Source organism: Bacillus sp. CCB-MMP212 (assembly GCF_022748145.1).
GTDB classification, from domain to species: domain Bacteria; phylum Bacillota; class Bacilli; order Bacillales; family Bacillaceae_G; genus Bacillus_A; species Bacillus_A cereus.
Genome location: NZ_JALDQE010000001.1, coordinates 274,531 through 291,147 on the forward strand (window position 1 = coordinate 274,531; position 16,617 = coordinate 291,147).

The following is a 16,617-nucleotide window of genomic DNA, read 5'->3' on the forward strand; positions in this document are numbered from 1 at the left end:
GTTTTAATAAGGGACAACTCTCTTTCTGTTCATCCTATATATTTTGCGTATAATCGTTTTGCTATTTTCACATCATTTGTTCCATGAATAAATGCCCTACCGTCTGTAAATAAAACGAAACGATATTCATCAATTAGAAATGATAGTAAGTAAGGCGTTTTTTGGACAAGTACACTTTTTTGTAATCGTTTTTGAACTTCCTCTAAATGAAGAACACGTTTTACCCCTGAACGGATTTGAACCGTATTCCGTCCGCATAGCACTTCCATTTTCATCTGTGCTTCAAATGTTAAACTTGGGTACGTGCGTGTATTTCCACAAGATGGACATGTATTTTTCTTCTGTCTATTTACTTTTAATGAGAGATATTGATTGTTCCAAATATCAAATGATAACATTGTTCCTCTTAGCGCCTCGAAATCATCCACCAATATTTTCATCGCCTCTGTTACTTGATGAGCAACGACCATTTGTACAGCCGGTTGAATGATTCCTGCTGTATCGCATGTTGCACTGCCCATAGGATGATCCATTAAGCAGCGAAAACATGGTGTTTTCCCTGGAAGAATTGTATACGTTACACCGTAACTTCCAATACATCCACCGTATATCCAAGGTATATTTTCTTTTTGTGAAATGTCATTTATAAGTAGGCGCGTATCAAAATTGTCAGTCGCATCTAATATGAGATGCACTTCTTTTGTTAACTCTTTCATTTCTTGCAGTGTGACATCCGATACAACTGATACAATTTCCACTTCAGAATTAATCTTTCTTAAATGCTCTGCCGCTGCAATTGCTTTCGGTTTGCACTGCTGTGCATCTTCTTCTGTATATAACTGTTGCCGTTGTAAATTACTCCATTCGACGTAGTCACGGTCAGCAATTGTCAATTTCCCAATTCCCATTCTAACAAGAGCTTCTGCATTTGCAGCTCCTAGTGCACCCGCACCGATTAGGAGCACATGCTTTTCTCTTATTTTTCTTTGTCCCATTTCACCAATTCTAGAAAACAATACTTGTCTTGCATAACGCTCTTGCATAAGAACTCCGCCTTTCACTATCCACCAATGTAAGACATTTCAACTTTTGGACGTTTACTTGTACTTTCAACCGTTCTTTCATCTGAATATCGATCTGTTCTATATCGCCATGTATGTTGTAAAATTTTTAATAATGAGGCGTCAGAAATATTTTCTCGAAGAAGCGTTCGCAAATCCGTTCCTTTTGTTCCAAATAAACATGTAAAAAACTTACCGTCTGCCGAAATACGGGCTCTCGTACAAGAAGAACAAAATGATTCAGAAACAGAATTAATAAATCCAACTTCTGCATCGCTCCCTACATATCGATACATTTTCGCAACCTCTCCAAAGTAACGAGGTTTAACAGGCTCAATCGGATATACACGATTAATCTTCTCTATTAATTGTTCCTTCGTAATAACTTGTTCAAAGTTCCAGCCGTTTGTACTGCCCACATCCATAAACTCTATAAAACGGAGCTGAATTTCTTGTTCTTTAAAGTAACGAGCCATATGAAGAATTTGACTATCATTCATTCCTTTTTTTACGACCATATTTACCTTTACTTCTAACCCTGCGTTCTTCGCTTCTTCAATTCCTTTTAATACAGGTTTTGTGCTTACATTTCGTCCATTAATTTTTTTGAAGACATAATCCTCTATCGCATCCAAACTAATATTTACACGTTTTAATCCCGCTTCTTTTAACGCCTTTGCTTGTTTTGCTAAATGAATACCGTTTGTTGTGAGTCCAATATCTTTTAAGCCTTCTAGCTTTGCAAGTCTTGCAATTAACGTCGGTAAGTCTTTACGCAATAAAGGTTCACCGCCAGTAAGCCTAATTTTATTGACTCCCATACTTATAAATAATCTCGCTAATCTTTCTATTTCATCGAACGTTAATAAAAGCTCTTCCTTTAAAAAAGCGTAATCAGGTCCGAACACTTCAGCAGGCATACAGTATGTACACCTAAAATTACAACGATCAATAACTGAAATACGTAAATCTTGAAGTGGCCGTTCTAAAGAATCTTTCATGTTCTCATGCATCTATATCCCTTCTTTTCTGCTGCAATCCTTAGTAAGCTTTCAATTTTTTTATTTGCCTTCATTATAAAAAAGAAGCTACATATTCAATGTGACTTTTCTCACATTACTTTCCCCATTCAAAAATTCTTCACAAATCCGTTCGAATTTTGTTCACATCTTTAATCTCATCCACTTTGTCTATTGAATTTTTCAAACTAAAAACTGAAGATTTCTTCCCCTTACGGTCATTGAAATTTCAATTTATTTTTAAAATAGCTCTTGCATTTTCATCATACTTACACTCAAAATAGGAAATGTATTGCTTATAAGAAGAAAGGTGATCACTGTGGCAAACAGTATGACATTATCTCAAGATTTAAAAGAATTACTTGCATCTGTTGAATATAAAATGCAAATTAAAAAAGGTAGTTTTATTTTTCAAGAAGGTATGGAGGCAACAGAGCTCTATATCATCCACTCAGGAAAAGTACAAATTAGTAAATTAAGTGCTGACGGACAAGAATTGACACTCCGAATTTGTTCGGAATATGACATTATTGGAGAACTAACATTATTCACGGACAATGCGAAATACTTATTAAATTCAAAATGCCTTGAAGATGTTGAAGTAGGAGTTATAAAGCGTGAAGCGTTAGAAAAAGCATTACTCCAAAAACCAGCACTTGTATTTGAATTTATGAAATGGATTAGTGAACATTTAAGAAGAATGCAAACGAAGTTCCGAGATTTAGTATTACACGGCAAAAAAGGTGCCCTGTACTCTACTCTTATACGAATGACAAATAGTTACGGTGTATTAAAAGAAAATGGGATTCTCATCGATTTACCATTAACAAATCAAGAACTTGCTAATTTCTGTGCAACTTCACGTGAAAGTGTAAATCGAATGTTAAATGAATTAAAAAAGCAAGGTACAATTTCGATTCATAAAGGAAAGATTACAATCCACGATTTACAATTTTTAAAATGTGAAATTGCTTGTGAAGATTGCTCTGCTTCTGTTTGTAGCATTGATTAGCATCTTATTTAGATGCTAATCTTTTTTCAATTTAAACTACTTATTAACGGCTATTACCTATATAAACAAAAACGAGGCCTTCCATATTAGACCTCGTTTCGTTTTAGCTGCTAACTCCTATCTGTTTACAGCAGTATTATTTTTTCAACTCATTAGGAATACGTCTTCTGTAAATTACATAACTACGGCTTACATATTTAATTGGGGCACTAAATACATGTACTAGTCTTGTAAATGGCCACACTGCGAATAAACCCATCCCTGCAAGAATATGAATTTTAAACCATACTGGTACTTCCGTCATATATTCAACTTTCGGTTGGAAAATAAAGAGACTTCGGAACCAAGGGCCAATTGTTGTACGATAATCAAATCCTTTTGAATCGATATTTAAAAATGTTGAAGAAAGTCCTGCTAACATTACGATAAGTAATAAAATAAGCGCAATATAATCTCCCTTTGTACTCGTTGCAATGATACGTTTTACAGTTACGCGGCGGTACGTTAATATAATTAAACCGATGATAGAAGCAACACCTGCCGGAAGCCCGAAACTAATTGCCATTATGTGATACGTATGCTCAGAAATACCTATCGAACGGTATACAGCTTCTGGAATTAATATCCCCATAACATGACCGCCAATTACGAACATAATCCCAAAGTGGAATAATAGACTTCCGATTCGGAGCATTTTCTTTTCTAATAGTTCACTAGATTTTGATGTCCATCCAAATTGATCATAGTTGTATCTAAAAATATGTCCACCGATAAAGATTGCAAAAATGATATAGGGAAACAATACCCATAGAAATTGATTCATCATTTTAACAACTCTCCTTTCTAATTTGTCTGTACATCCCATGCTTCGATAGCGAGTAGAACAGCCGCAAGAATTGGTTCATACATACTACCTGCTTCTTTTAACTGAACGTGTAATGCTTGTATATTCTCCTTGTATTTATTCATAATTGGTTCACTGTCTTGCTCATTTGCATTTGCAAAAAACTCAAGAAAAAGTGGTAAATAATCAGGTAGTTCTTTATCCGTTACTTCAAAACCAGATTTTTTATAATGCTGCTTTAACTCTAATAATTCAATACCTCTTTCTCTTTGTTCACCAGTGTTCATATAAGTAAGATACATATTTGTTTTCTTACCAAAATCGAATGTATATACGTAACTATCAATGAGTTGATCATTCGTTTTATGTAGCGCTTGCTTTATAAAGGCTGTAAGTGATGCTTTAACTTCTTCCTTTTCTATCGTTTCAATCTCTTCTTGCAATTCAGTTACAGCTTCTCTCCACCCTAGTTCAGGATAGGAGAGAAGAAAAGAAGAACAAGAAAAAGCAGTTTGTAAACTTTGTTTCATCATTTTCCGCCCCCTTTATTTAAGAAATTGTCATACAAGAGCCTGGACCACCTGCGAATGCTAAACCACAGCTTCCTTGTTCGCTATATAAATCTGCCACTTGTTCACGGTGAGTGCCCGGAATGACGAAGCGATCTTTATATTTCGCAATAGCAAGAAGACGATACATATCTTCTACATCCTGTTTCGTTAAACCAAGTTCTTTTAATACAGCTTCATTTGGCTCTTTATTAATTTGCAGCGCTCTCATATGCGTTCGCATAACAGCCATTTTCTTCAATGTAAGACGAATGTGTGATTCATCTCCTGCAGTGAGTAAATTCGCTAAATATTGAATTGGAATACGCATATTATCGATAGCAGGGAAAATCTCTTCTGCTTGCCAGTTACTGCCTTTCCCTTCCACCATATTCATAATTGGGCTAAGCGGCGGAATATACCAAACCATCGGCATTGTACGGTACTCTGGATGAAGAGGCAGAGCAATTTTCCAATCGATAATCATTTTATAGATTGGTGACTCTTGTGCTGCTTTAATCCATTCTTCAGGAATGCCTTGTTTTTTCGCTTCAGCTGCTACTTCTGGATCATTTGGATCTAGGAAAACAGTAAGCTGAGATTCATATAAATCTTTTTCGTCTTCAACAGAAGCTGCTTCTTTTACTTTGTCAGCGTCATATAGCATTACCCCAATATACCTGATACGTCCCACACATGTTTCTGAACAAATTGTTGGCATACCAGCCTCAATACGTGGGAAACACATTGTACATTTTTCAGCTTTATTCGTTTGCCAGTTAAAATACACTTTTTTATATGGACAAGATGATACGCAGAACCTCCAAGCACGACATGCATTTTGATCTACAAGAACAATGCCGTCTTCTTCACGTTTATACATCGCACCAGATGGACAAGATGATACGCAAGACGGATTCATACAATGTTCACATATGCGTGGTAAATACATCATAAAGACGTTTTCAAAATCTGTTTTAATTTCTTCTTCCATTTTCTTTACGTTCGGATCTTGTAATCCTGTTATATGTCCACCAGCTAAATCATCTTCCCAGTTCGGACCCCATTCAATTTTGTCGATAAATTCGCCTGTAATTGCTGATTTCGGACGAGCAACTGGTTGATGCTTACGCTGCGGGCTATTTGTTAATGTTTCATAATCATAATTCCAAGGTTCAAAGTAATCATCAATTGTTGGTTGATCTGGATTGTGGAAAATGTTCATAAGACGTTTCATTTTCGAACCAGATTTCAGCTGAATTTCACCATTTTTCAATTCCCAGCCGCCTTTATATTTCTCCTGATCTTCCCATTGTTTCGGATAACCAATTCCAGGCTTCGTTTCTACGTTATTGAAGTACATATATTCCGCACCTGGACGATTTGTCCAGGTGTTTTTGCACGTTACGCTACAAGTATGACAGCCGATGCATTTATCTAGGTTCATTACCATTCCGACTTGCGCTTTAATCTTCAAGCCAATCTACCTCCTTCAGTTTACGGATTACAACATTTAAATCACGCTGGTTCCCAGTCGGACCATAATAGTTAAATCCATAGCTTAATTGGCCATATCCACCAATCATATGTGTTGGTTTAACATGGATACGGGTTGGACTATTATGCGTTCCCCCACGGGTGCTTGTTAATTTCGTACCAGGCACGTTAATGTGGCGATCTTGCGCATGGTGCATAAATGCCATTCCCCTCGGTATACGGTGCGTTACAACAGCACGCGCTACGACAACACCGTTACGGTTAAAGCACTCGATCCAATCATTATCAGCAACGCCAGCTTCTGCAGCGTCCTCTTTATTCATCCAAACAGTTGGACCACCTCTAAACAGCGTTAACATCGGTAATGAATCGAAATACATACTATGAATCGACCACTTATTATGCGGTGTTAAATAGTTTAGTGTAATCTCTTTCCCTTCTACTTCAGGGCGTGACTTACGGAACGGTTTATGTTGCAGAATTGGTTTAAATGTTGCCATCGTTTCACCAAATTCTTTCATCATGTCATGGTCTAAGTAGAAAGATTGTCGACCAGTTATCGTTCTCCAAGGAATAAGACGTTCCACATTTGTTGTAAACGGTGAGTAACGTCGTCCACCTTTTTCTGAACCTGTAAAGGCCGGAGAAGTAATTACTGTTTTCGGTTGTGCTGTAATTTGTTCGAATGTAAAGCATTCTTCTTCACGTTCTTCTGCTAAATCACGTAATTTTAGATCTGTTTGTTTTTCAAGTGCTTCCCATGCTTTTACTGCCATATGACCGTTTGTTGTAGAAGAAAGCGTTAATACCGCTTCAGCAGCATTGATTGCTTCTTTTATGTCTGGGCAACCTTTCGCAATAGTATCCGTTCGAACAACTCCTAATTTGCTCTTTAATTGCTCATACTCTTTTTCTGCTGACCAAGAGATCCCTTTCGTACCAATCGGTTGTTTTCCGGCATTTGGTCCAAGTGCTGTCATTTTGTCATAAATCGTTTTATAATCCCTTTCAACAACATGAATTTGTGGCATCGTTTTACCCGGGATTGGTTCACATTCACCTTTACTCCAATCTTTAATCTTGCCAAGTGGTTGCGCTAATTCTTGCGGTGTATCATGAAGAAGTGGTGTTGCAACAACTTCTTTCATTGGTTCAAGATCTATTTTCTTCGCTAAATCTGACACAGCTTTAGAGAGTGAAGTGAAAATATCCCAGTCAGAGCGTGCTTCCCACGGTGAACCGATTGCTGGATTAAATGGATGCACAAATGGATGCATATCTGTACTACTTAAATCATGTTTTTCGTACCAAGTTGAAGCAGGTAAGACGATATCAGAATACAGCGCTGTTCCAGCCATACGGAAATCTAAATTAATGAGTAAATCAAGCTTCCCTTCTGGTGCTTCTTCATGCCACTTAATTTCTTCTGGTCGTAATGAATCACTATCGTCATTCATTAATCCGTTTGTTGTATCTAATAAATGTTTTAAGAAATATTCATGCCCTTTACCAGAACTTGAAATTAAATTCGCACGCCACACGAATAAGTTGCGCGGGAAGTTGTTTTTATTATCAGGATCTTCAATCGCAAATTTCAGTTCTTTTTCTTTTAATTTTTGTGCAACATATTTTCCGATTTCTTCTTGCGTTGTTGCACCAGCAGCAACAGCTTCTTTATATAATTTAATTCCATTTTTCTCGAATGTTGGATAAGAAGGTAACCAGCCGAGTCGTGCTGCTAATACATTGTAATCACCGTGATGTTGATAACGTGAGTTACCTTCAATTGGTGATGCTAAATGTCCAACAGGTGTATCTTCATAGCGCCATTGATCTGTTACGAAATAGAAGAAAGACGTACCATTTTGTAATTTTGGTGGCCCTTGCCAATCTTTTGCCATCGCGATTGTTTGCCATCCTTCTGCAGGTCGTAACTTTTCTTGACCAACATAATGCGCCCATCCCCCGCCGTTTACTCCTTGTGCCCCAACTAGAAGAACAAGATTTAAAACTGCGCGATAAATCGTATCAGAATTAAACCAATGGTTAATACCAGCTCCAACAATAATCATCGAGCGACCATTTGTATCAGCGGCATTTTGTGCGAACTCACGAGCGATTTGAATAATTAGTTCTCGTTTCACCCCTGTCATTTTCTCTTGCCATGCAGGTGTAAACGGTACATCATCATTGAAGTCTTTCGGCTCTTGTCCGCCAAACCCTCGGTTCACCCCGTAATTTGCTAACGTTAAGTCGTATACAGTTGTAACGAACACTTCGCCTTCTTCTGTCATAACCTTTTTCACTGGAATTGTACGTTCTAATACTTTGTTTCCATCATCAGAGAAGTACGGAATTTGTACCGTTCCAATCGTTTCTTCCATTCCAAGTAAAGAAAGACGTGGATCAATCTTTTCACCTGTTTCTTCATCTTCTAAACGCAAGTTCCATTTCTTTTCGTTATCCCAACGTGAGCCCATTGTGCCTTGAGGTGTTGCAAAATCATTCGTGTTCTCGTTCCAAAGAACAGGTTTCCATTCTCCTAACTTCGTTTCGCGTCCAATATCAGCAGCGTTTAAGAAACGATCAGCAACGAATTGATCTCCTTTTTGTTTCAATGTGACAAAGAAAGGAAAATCAGTATATTGCTTCGCATACTTTGTGAAATATTCCACTTGATTATCTACGTAAAATTCTTGTAAGATCACATGCCCCATTGCCATCGCAAGTGCACCATCTGTACCTTGTTTCACACTAATCCAATCATCCGCAAACTTTGTAGATTCAGCGAAGTCAGGACTGACAGAAACGACTTTCGTTCCTTTATATCGAACCTCTGCTAAAAAGTGAGCATCTGGTGTTCTCGTCATCGGTACATTTGAACCCCATGTCATAATGTAACCAGAGTTATACCAGTCACTACTTTCTGGTACATCTGTTTGATCGCCCCAAATTTGCGGAGAAGCTGGTGGTAAATCTGCGTACCAATCATAGAAACTAAGCATCGGCCCACCCATAAGTTGCATAAAACGACTACCAGCAGCATGACTTAACATCGACATAGCTGGAATTGGTGAAAAGCCAACATTTCGATCTGGCCCGTATTTAATTACTGTATAAAGTAGAGAAGCTGAAACGAGTTGTAATACTTCATCCCAATTCGCACGAATAAATCCACCTTTACCACGCGCCTGCTTATACTTACGTGCTTTTTCAGGGTTTTCCACAATACTTTTCCAAGCATCTAGTGGTGACTCGTTATTTTGTAGTTCATCTTGCCACATACTCCAAAGAACACCACGTACATACGGATATTTCACACGAAGTGGACTATAAATGTACCAAGAAAAACTTGCTCCACGTGGGCATCCTCGCGGTTCAAAATCTGGCATATCAGGACCTGTCGTTGGATAGTTAAGCTCCTGCCCTTCCCACGTCACAATTCCATCTTTCACATATATATTCCAGCTACATGAACCAGTACAGTTCACGCCGTGTGTAGAACGAATTACTTTATCATGCTGCCAACGCTTTCTGTACACATTTTCCCATTCGCGATCTTCATATGTTTCTTGTGTATGATTATCGTTATAACGATCTATTGGTGAAAAATATTTTAAACGTCTCATTAGTGCTGAAGTTTTTTTCTTCATACTGTTCACTCCTTTAATACGTCTCTCTTACATACCCTTACTATAAGAGAGGTTGTAAAATACAGATGTGACATTTCGCACAGTTCAAGAGATTGTCAAAAATTCAGTAGAAAATAAGTTTGTGAGAAAATCTTGTGTTCCGTTGTGAAGATTATGGTTAATCTTAATTATTAGGAGAATGGTATTTTGAGGTATCGACTATTTTGCAAAAGAAAAAGAGTTTTGATATTATTTCAAAACTGCCATAAGGAAAAGAGTATAAATTGTATGTAAAAAATTTTTTCCCAATGTTATTATTTTATATCGAGTCTGATTTTACATAAAACTACAAATCATTATTTACTGTATTGCCCTTAGTTACGGAAACAATTATACTAGATGTAATCGAAATAAATAATCTGAATATTCTCAGAATTTAAGGTAAAAGTTTTACTATCTACAAATAGAATTAGAAATATGTCCACTAAATAGATTAGAAAACGATAATAACATTAGGAGGATTACGATGCCCCAGCTTGATTCATTACATCCCACTGTAGAAAAAATAATCAATAATATTGAAAAAATAATGGTCGGAAAACGAAAAGAAACGATCTTAGCTTTGACAGCTCTCTTAGCTGACGGTCATGTGCTATTAGAAGATGTTCCTGGTGTCGGGAAAACAATGCTAGTACGTGCTCTTTCTAAATCCATTGATGCTGATTATAAGCGAATTCAATTTACACCTGATTTATTGCCGTCAGATGTAACAGGAGTTTCTATTTATAATCCGAAAGAGCTCCAATTTGAGTTCAAGCCTGGACCAATTATGGGGAATTTTGTACTTGCTGATGAAATTAATCGTACATCTCCAAAGACACAATCTGCTTTACTTGAATGTATGGAAGAAGGCAATATTACAATCGATGGCATTACAAGGCCTTTACCAAAGCCGTTCTTTGTCATGGCTACACAAAATCCGGTCGAATATGAAGGAACATATTCTCTACCAGAAGCTCAGCTCGATCGTTTCTTATTGAAACTAAAAATGGGATATCCTACACCAGAAGAAGAATTTGAAATTTTAAACCGGATGGAAAAAACAAATCCACTCTCTCAATTACAGACCATTACTACAATAGAAGAATTAATTTATTTACAACAAAGCGTACGGGTAGTAAGTATGGACAAAGCAATTAAGCATTACATTGTAAAACTTGTTAATCAGACTCGTACGTACAGTTCTATACAGCTAGGTGCAAGTCCACGTGGCTCAATTGCTTTAATGAAAGCTTCACAAGCTTATGCATTTATCCATGGCAGAAATTATGTTATTCCAGACGATGTTAAATTTTTAGCTCCTTACGTTTTAGCACATAGACTCATTTTAAAAATGGAAGCAAAATTTGAAGGAATAACTGGAGAACAAGTTATCGCAAAAATCGTTGCACGAACTACTGTGCCGACTCAAAGGACGATGAACCCTTGATGAAACGAATACTGCGAGCGCTATATCACGTTACGAAGTTATTGCTACTCCCTTTATGTCTAGTCTTAACATTTGTGTACGCTATGTTTCAAGGAGGGTTTGTAAGTTGGTTTTTGTTTTACAGCACAATTCCCATTGCTCTTTATTCACTACTACTCCCCTTTTACGCTTTACGGGACGCTGAAGTAAGACGAATAACAAACCAAAATGGATATGTAGTAGGAGAACAATTTATAAGCACGATTACAATAAAAAGAAAATTTCCTTTTCCCTTACTTTATTTAGTTATAGAAGATGAACTGCCACCACAATTTATAAGTTGTAAACAAACAAAGATGAATAAGGTAGTACTCTTCCCAGGATTGAAACGAAATATTTCGTTTCAATATGTTATTGACACAATCTCTAGAGGCGAGCACACTTTTTCAAGCGTTCGTGTAAAAACTGGCGATTTATTCGGCATGATAGAGAAAGAAGTAACTTTTTCAGTTCCAGATACATTTTTAGTCTATCCCCAGTATGTAGATATAGCATATCGACAATTGGAAAATCATTTCGAACAAGGAGCGCTTTCAGCAAATATAAATTCAGCAAAAGACTCTACAATCTCTGTCGGTGTCAGAGACTATAAACCTGGTGATCGCTTTTCATGGATTGATTGGAAAGCAACTGCACGAACAAACACTATTATGACAAAAGAGTTTGAACAACAGCGCAGCCATAATGTCATGATATTCATAGACAGAACCGAGTCTCCTCTATTCGAATCAGTCGTCACATTTACTGCCTCTATCGTAAGGACTGTCTTGAAACAAAATTTACCAGCATCATTCGTGTCTATCGGAAAAGAACAAACTATTTTCCCTTTAGACAATGGAGATACGCAGTTACAACAAATCCTTTGTCATTTAGCAAAAGTGCAAGCAGACAGTGTATTCCCGCTCTCCCAGAGTGTAGACATGGAACTAAGAAAAATTTATGAGCCCGTCACGGTTATACTCGTGACCAGTAATCTTTCTCCCGATATTCAAAAGGCGGCTGATTGTGCTGCTATAAGAAATAGAAAATGTATGGTTTTTGTCGTGAAAGAAAAAGCGAATCAACTTTCACACCGAGAAATCAGTATAATAGAAACTCTAAAAAAACGACAAATATTTGTAAACACGGTTTATGAAAACCGGTATACAAACGTGTTTTTTGAGGTGAGCAAATGATAACATTACAAACAAAATACAAGTGGGATACGAACAGATTCTTTATGCATGCATGTGTATTTCTTCTTTTACTAGAATGGCTAAGACCTCTTATAGGTATTACAAATGTAGGTAGATTAGATATTTTCGTAACATTTATAGGAATTTGCTTCGCTCTCTCTTTTTTTCAAACGAGGTGGCAGATTCCAATAAAAATTGTCACAGTCCTATTTATCATTCATTCCCTATATTATAAAAATGCTTTTATAAATCCATCTTGGCTAACAGCATTCTTTTCTGATATGTTTCGAAATTCCTCCCTGTTTTTCCAAGGGAATTTACTAGATATTTCTCCAGTTTTTCCGACGGTTTTATTTTTTCTCTCATTTTGGTTTTTGAGTTCTTTTACTTCATTTTGGATTATTCATAAAAAACGTGGGTTTCTATTTCTTGTATTGACTATTATTTATATCGCAACTTTTCATAACTTACATTTATACAATGCAAACTACGCTATTATTCGTACTGTTGTCATCGGCTTTTTTATGCTTAGTCTTCTTCAAGTAGAACGAATAAAAGAACGTGAACACTTACAAAATTATGCTAGGGAAATCTCAAAATTACTTAGACCACTTACAATATTTATTGCATTATTAGCAACCATCGCATACTTTGCTCCAAAATTTGGCCCTCAATGGCCAAACTCAATGGATTTTTTAAAATTCAACACATCTGAAGCAAGTAAAGAACAAAAAGTTTCTACAATTGGGTATGGTTTAGATGACTCGCGATTAGGTGGTCCTTTTAAGGCGGATCCTACAATTGTTTTCACAGCACAAGCGCAAAACAAACAATATTGGAGAGTAGAAACAAAAGATTTTTATACAGGAAAAGGCTGGGAAATTTCTGAAAATCCGAAAAAGGTTTCTTTTAAAAATAAAAACGACGTCGTAAGCTGGTATGAACAAAATACAAAAACGGAAACTACTGAGGCAACAATTACCATGCAAAAAAGTTACCCTCACCTTACCTATCCAGCAGGATTAGTAACAGTTGAAGCTTCTTCTGATGTATCATACAGTGTTGACCCGTTTTCAGAAAAAATTTATACAATGAATGGAGACTCTTCTACTACTTTACATTCGTATAAATTAACATATGAGATCCCTGAGTTTTCCATAAAAAACTTGAAAGCTGTAAAAACAAATGAAGGTCAAGAAACAAATCCTTATTTTATGACAAAGTACACACAACTTCCCGAGTCATTACCACAGCGCGTAAAAGACTTGGCTATCAATCTTACAAATGATAAAGACAACCGATATGATAAAGTATTAGCTATTGAAAATTACTTCACAGACAACTCTTTTACATACGAATCAACGAATGTCTCATTCCCTGCCAAAAGCCAAGATTATGTAGATCAATTCCTTTTCGATACAAAAAGCGGCTACTGTAATAATTTTTCGACGTCTATGATTGTACTACTTCGTTCTGCCGGGATTCCAGCTCGCTGGGTGAAAGGCTATACAGAAGGAACTCTTGACAATACACTTGCCTCTGCAGAAGGTGAGGATGTTTATACAATCACGAACGATAACGCACACTCTTGGGTCGAAGTATATTTCCCAGAATACGGATGGATTCCATTCGAACCGACAAAAGGATTTACTAATCCCTATAATTTTATAAATAATACGCCTGCTCCTATTTCACAAAATAGCGAAGCAAATAATTCTAATAACGAGCAAATACAACAACGAAATAATGAAGCAAAACTTAAAAGTTTAATTGAAAATACAGAAGAAGCTTCTACTAAAAAGGTCACAAATTCTAAAACTAGTTTTTCTTGGTGGTACGTATTCCTCTCTACGATACTAATTAGTATTATAGGATACATTCTCTTCACCACTAGAATGAAATGGATGACATTTCTTATTATTCATTTCTATAAATACCGAAAAGATGATGCTGTTTATCAAAAAGCTTACGGTGCACTTTTAAAACAATTTGCGAGAATTGGCATACCACGGGGTGAAAGTCAAACATTCCGAGAATACGCTCTCCATATCGATACACTTTACAACTCGACCGATATGCAACAACTTACTGCCAGTTATGAGAACGCTATGTATCAACAGGGGCAGGCTACGGTAGAATGGAAGAAATCCGTACACTTATGGGAAGTACTTATGAAAAAAACAGCTTCTCCACCTAAATCAGATGGCTTTGATACAGTTATTTAATCTTGAAAATTTGAGTTTAAAGAAAACGTCTCAAAGAACTACATTGTTCTTTGAGACGTTTTTTAATAAAGTGAAACTCCTACTTATTCCCCAAGCACCTTCTCAATCTCAACCTCTAAATCTACCGGCTTCGTCTGCGGAGCAAAACGCCCTACTACTTTCCCGTCTTTTCCGATTAAAAACTTCGTAAAATTCCATTTCACTGCTTTCATACCAAGTAAACCTGGTGCTTGTTCTGTCATGTATGTATATAGAGGGTGAGCCTTATCACCTTTCACATCAACCTTTGCAAACATCGGGAAGTTTACACCGTAGTTTAATTCACAAAAACTAGTAATGTCCGCTTCTGTACCTGGTTCTTGTCCCCCGAATTGGTTACAAGGAAATCCGAGTATTTCGAGTCCTTGGTCTTTATATTTATCATATACCTCTTGTAATCCTTTATATTGTGGTGTGAAACCACATTTGCTAGCTACATTGACAATAAGAAGTGCTTTTCCTTCGTAATCTTTTAACGATTTTTCTTCACCTGTAATTGTTTTAGCTGAAAAATCATAAACTGTCATTGTCTTTGCCCCTCTCTTCACTATCATTCTATGTTTATACTATACTACATTCGTGAATATACAGCTCTTATTACGTACTTATAAGTTGTAATGATAACGCTTTATTTCTGTTCGAAAATTCGACACAAACTACTAGACTTTTATGATGGAAAGTTTTACAATTGAAATGTGAACAAAATGTGACAGTTTATATTCCATTATAAAAGAAAAGGATGGTGTTCATTATGAAAACTGCACAACATGAAACGATTTCAAATCGCGAGTTTTATTTCGTACTATATATGATGTTATTGTATGTTACTGGCTGGGTAATCGATGTAAATGGTTTATTCTTAAGCTCCTACTTTAATTTAGCAGGAGAGATTATGCTTCCATTAGTTGGCGGGATTGTTGGACTGTTCATTATGTCTATTAATAAACAACAAACGAAATAATAGTATTACAAAAAGGCAGAAGACGAGCTTCGTTTTCTGCCTTTTTTCTATTTTAGCGTATAATAAAAACATGCAGTATATAAGGAGTGGTAACTATGAAAAAAGTAGAGCAATTATCTTCTCACCTATATCTTATTGATGATTTCGATTTACAGCATAATGAACGAACAGGTACGTACGTTTTATTAGGTGACGATATTACTTTAATTGAAACTTGTGCAGCCCCTTCTCTTCCGTATATTTTAGAAGGCTTACAACAATTACATATTGATTTAAACGATGTTAAAAACATTATCGTTACACATGTGCATTTAGATCACGCTGGCGCAGCTGGTTTAATGATGGAAAAGTGCCCAAATGCTACGTTATATGTGCATTCTCGTGGTGCTCGTCATATGATTGATCCAACAAAACTTATTTTAGGTGCAAAAGCTGTCTACAAAGAAGATTTCGATAAACTCTTTGATCCAATTCTTCCAATTGAAGAAGAACGTGTTCATATTGTACAACATGGTGATACGTTAAAAATTGCAAAAGACCGCACCCTTACATTTTATGATACACCAGGACATGCGAAGCACCATATTAGCATTCATGATTCATTAACAAACGGGATTTTTACTGGCGATACAATTGGAATTTATTATAGAGAACTCGCAGACGTTGATGTAGAGTTATATCTACCATCAACGTCCCCTTCACAATTCCAACCAGATGCGATGATTACTTCTAAAAATCACATTCAAAGTATGAATGTAGATACTATTTATTTCGGTCATTACGGCGCATCCTCTCATGTTACAGAAGTATATAAGCAACTGGAATATTGGCTACCTATTTTCGTTCATACTGGTAAGGAAGTCTTTGAAAAGTATAATGATTTCGATGAAGTAACTAAAGCTTTACAAACTTTGTTAATGGATAAAATCTCTTCTCATCTTACAAAGTTAAACGTTCCATCAGATCATTCCGTTTATAATATTTTACATCTAGATATAGAAATTAGCGCAATGGGCATTATTGATTATTTCACGAAGCAAGAAAAAGCAAACTCCACTATTAACTAACAGTAAAAG

Annotated in this window: 13 protein-coding genes; 6 read left to right on the forward strand and 7 right to left on the reverse strand. The window is 36.4% G+C overall.

Annotated features, from left to right (window positions below; translation table 11 throughout):
* Positions 1-29: 29 nt before the first annotated feature.
* Both MRP26_RS01365 and moaA read right to left on the reverse strand, forming a co-directional pair.
* Positions 30-1,043, reverse strand: coding sequence for a molybdopterin-synthase adenylyltransferase MoeB (locus MRP26_RS01365; protein ID WP_242805874.1), 1,014 nt, complete (start codon positions 1,041-1,043; stop codon positions 30-32).
* A 17-nt stretch (positions 1,044-1,060) separates the two neighbouring features.
* The gene (gene moaA / locus MRP26_RS01370; protein WP_242805875.1) at positions 1,061-2,074 is read right to left on the reverse strand and encodes a GTP 3',8-cyclase MoaA; all 1,014 of its coding nucleotides are present in this window, start codon (positions 2,072-2,074) and stop codon (positions 1,061-1,063) included.
* A 325-nt stretch (positions 2,075-2,399) separates the two neighbouring features.
* Here moaA and MRP26_RS01375 point away from each other — a divergent pair, with 325 nt between their 5' ends.
* Positions 2,400-3,092, forward strand: coding sequence for a Crp/Fnr family transcriptional regulator (locus MRP26_RS01375; protein ID WP_000013866.1), 693 nt, complete (start codon positions 2,400-2,402; stop codon positions 3,090-3,092).
* A 136-nt stretch (positions 3,093-3,228) separates the two neighbouring features.
* On the opposite strand, the gene narI is transcribed toward MRP26_RS01375, so the two are convergent.
* The 4 genes from narI to MRP26_RS01395 are packed head-to-tail and all read right to left on the reverse strand — an operon-like array spanning position 3,229 to position 9,634.
* Entirely contained in the window at positions 3,229-3,918 is a 690-nt protein-coding gene (narI, locus tag MRP26_RS01380) for a respiratory nitrate reductase subunit gamma (RefSeq protein WP_000981851.1), read from the reverse strand.
* Between the two features lie 17 nt (positions 3,919-3,935).
* Complete coding sequence (gene narJ, locus MRP26_RS01385; RefSeq protein WP_063220184.1) at positions 3,936-4,466, reverse strand: nitrate reductase molybdenum cofactor assembly chaperone; 531 nt, start codon at positions 4,464-4,466, stop codon at positions 3,936-3,938.
* Between the two features lie 19 nt (positions 4,467-4,485).
* Complete coding sequence (narH, locus tag MRP26_RS01390) at positions 4,486-5,961, reverse strand: nitrate reductase subunit beta (protein WP_016512952.1); 1,476 nt, start codon at positions 5,959-5,961, stop codon at positions 4,486-4,488.
* The gene (locus MRP26_RS01395; RefSeq protein ID WP_242805876.1) at positions 5,951-9,634 is read right to left on the reverse strand and encodes a nitrate reductase subunit alpha; all 3,684 of its coding nucleotides are present in this window, start codon (positions 9,632-9,634) and stop codon (positions 5,951-5,953) included. Before MRP26_RS01395 ends, narH begins: the two co-directional genes overlap by 11 nt.
* Positions 9,635-10,139: 505 nt before the next feature.
* On the opposite strand from MRP26_RS01395, the gene MRP26_RS01400 reads away from it, so the two are divergent.
* From MRP26_RS01400 to MRP26_RS01410, 3 genes are read left to right on the forward strand one after another with little or no spacing between them, the layout of a single operon-like run.
* Positions 10,140-11,102 carry an AAA family ATPase gene (locus MRP26_RS01400; RefSeq protein WP_001135799.1) on the forward strand — a complete coding sequence of 321 codons (963 nt, stop codon included), beginning with the start codon at positions 10,140-10,142 and terminating at the stop codon, positions 11,100-11,102.
* Positions 11,102-12,316 carry a DUF58 domain-containing protein gene (locus MRP26_RS01405; protein WP_069355480.1) on the forward strand — a complete coding sequence of 405 codons (1,215 nt, stop codon included), beginning with the start codon at positions 11,102-11,104 and terminating at the stop codon, positions 12,314-12,316. Before MRP26_RS01400 ends, MRP26_RS01405 begins: the two co-directional genes overlap by 1 nt.
* The gene (locus MRP26_RS01410) at positions 12,313-14,541 is read left to right on the forward strand and encodes a transglutaminase TgpA family protein (RefSeq protein ID WP_242805877.1); all 2,229 of its coding nucleotides are present in this window, start codon (positions 12,313-12,315) and stop codon (positions 14,539-14,541) included. Before MRP26_RS01405 ends, MRP26_RS01410 begins: the two co-directional genes overlap by 4 nt.
* Positions 14,542-14,624: 83 nt before the next feature.
* Here MRP26_RS01410 and bsaA read toward each other — a convergent pair whose 3' ends face one another.
* On the reverse strand, positions 14,625-15,107 hold the full coding sequence (bsaA, locus tag MRP26_RS01415) for a glutathione peroxidase (RefSeq protein ID WP_000219434.1): 483 nt from the start codon (positions 15,105-15,107) through the stop codon (positions 14,625-14,627).
* Positions 15,108-15,331: 224 nt separating this feature from the next.
* On the opposite strand from bsaA, the gene MRP26_RS01420 reads away from it, so the two are divergent.
* Both MRP26_RS01420 and MRP26_RS01425 read left to right on the forward strand, forming a co-directional pair.
* Positions 15,332-15,541 carry a DUF3925 domain-containing protein gene (locus MRP26_RS01420; RefSeq protein WP_000844984.1) on the forward strand — a complete coding sequence of 70 codons (210 nt, stop codon included), beginning with the start codon at positions 15,332-15,334 and terminating at the stop codon, positions 15,539-15,541.
* A 95-nt stretch (positions 15,542-15,636) separates the two neighbouring features.
* Complete coding sequence (locus tag MRP26_RS01425) at positions 15,637-16,608, forward strand: MBL fold metallo-hydrolase (RefSeq protein ID WP_242805878.1); 972 nt, start codon at positions 15,637-15,639, stop codon at positions 16,606-16,608.
* Positions 16,609-16,617 lie beyond the last annotated feature (9 nt).

Excerpts from the sequence above, each read along its gene's own strand:
- MRP26_RS01365 (WP_242805874.1), bottom strand. The coding sequence starts at position 1,043 with ATGCAAGAGCGTTATGCAAGACAAGTATTGTTTTCTAGAATTGGTGAA.
- moaA (WP_242805875.1), bottom strand. The coding sequence starts at position 2,074 with ATGCATGAGAACATGAAAGATTCTTTAGAACGGCCACTTCAAGATTTA.
- narI (WP_000981851.1), bottom strand. The coding sequence starts at position 3,918 with ATGATGAATCAATTTCTATGGGTATTGTTTCCCTATATCATTTTTGCA.
- narJ (WP_063220184.1), bottom strand. The coding sequence starts at position 4,466 with ATGAAACAAAGTTTACAAACTGCTTTTTCTTGTTCTTCTTTTCTTCTC.
- MRP26_RS01395 (WP_242805876.1), bottom strand. The coding sequence starts at position 9,634 with ATGAAGAAAAAAACTTCAGCACTAATGAGACGTTTAAAATATTTTTCA.
- MRP26_RS01400 (WP_001135799.1), top strand. The coding sequence starts at position 10,140 with ATGCCCCAGCTTGATTCATTACATCCCACTGTAGAAAAAATAATCAAT.
- MRP26_RS01405 (WP_069355480.1), top strand. The coding sequence starts at position 11,102 with ATGAAACGAATACTGCGAGCGCTATATCACGTTACGAAGTTATTGCTA.
- MRP26_RS01410 (WP_242805877.1), top strand. The coding sequence starts at position 12,313 with ATGATAACATTACAAACAAAATACAAGTGGGATACGAACAGATTCTTT.
- bsaA (WP_000219434.1), bottom strand. The coding sequence starts at position 15,107 with ATGACAGTTTATGATTTTTCAGCTAAAACAATTACAGGTGAAGAAAAA.
- MRP26_RS01420 (WP_000844984.1), top strand. The coding sequence starts at position 15,332 with ATGAAAACTGCACAACATGAAACGATTTCAAATCGCGAGTTTTATTTC.
- MRP26_RS01425 (WP_242805878.1), top strand. The coding sequence starts at position 15,637 with ATGAAAAAAGTAGAGCAATTATCTTCTCACCTATATCTTATTGATGAT.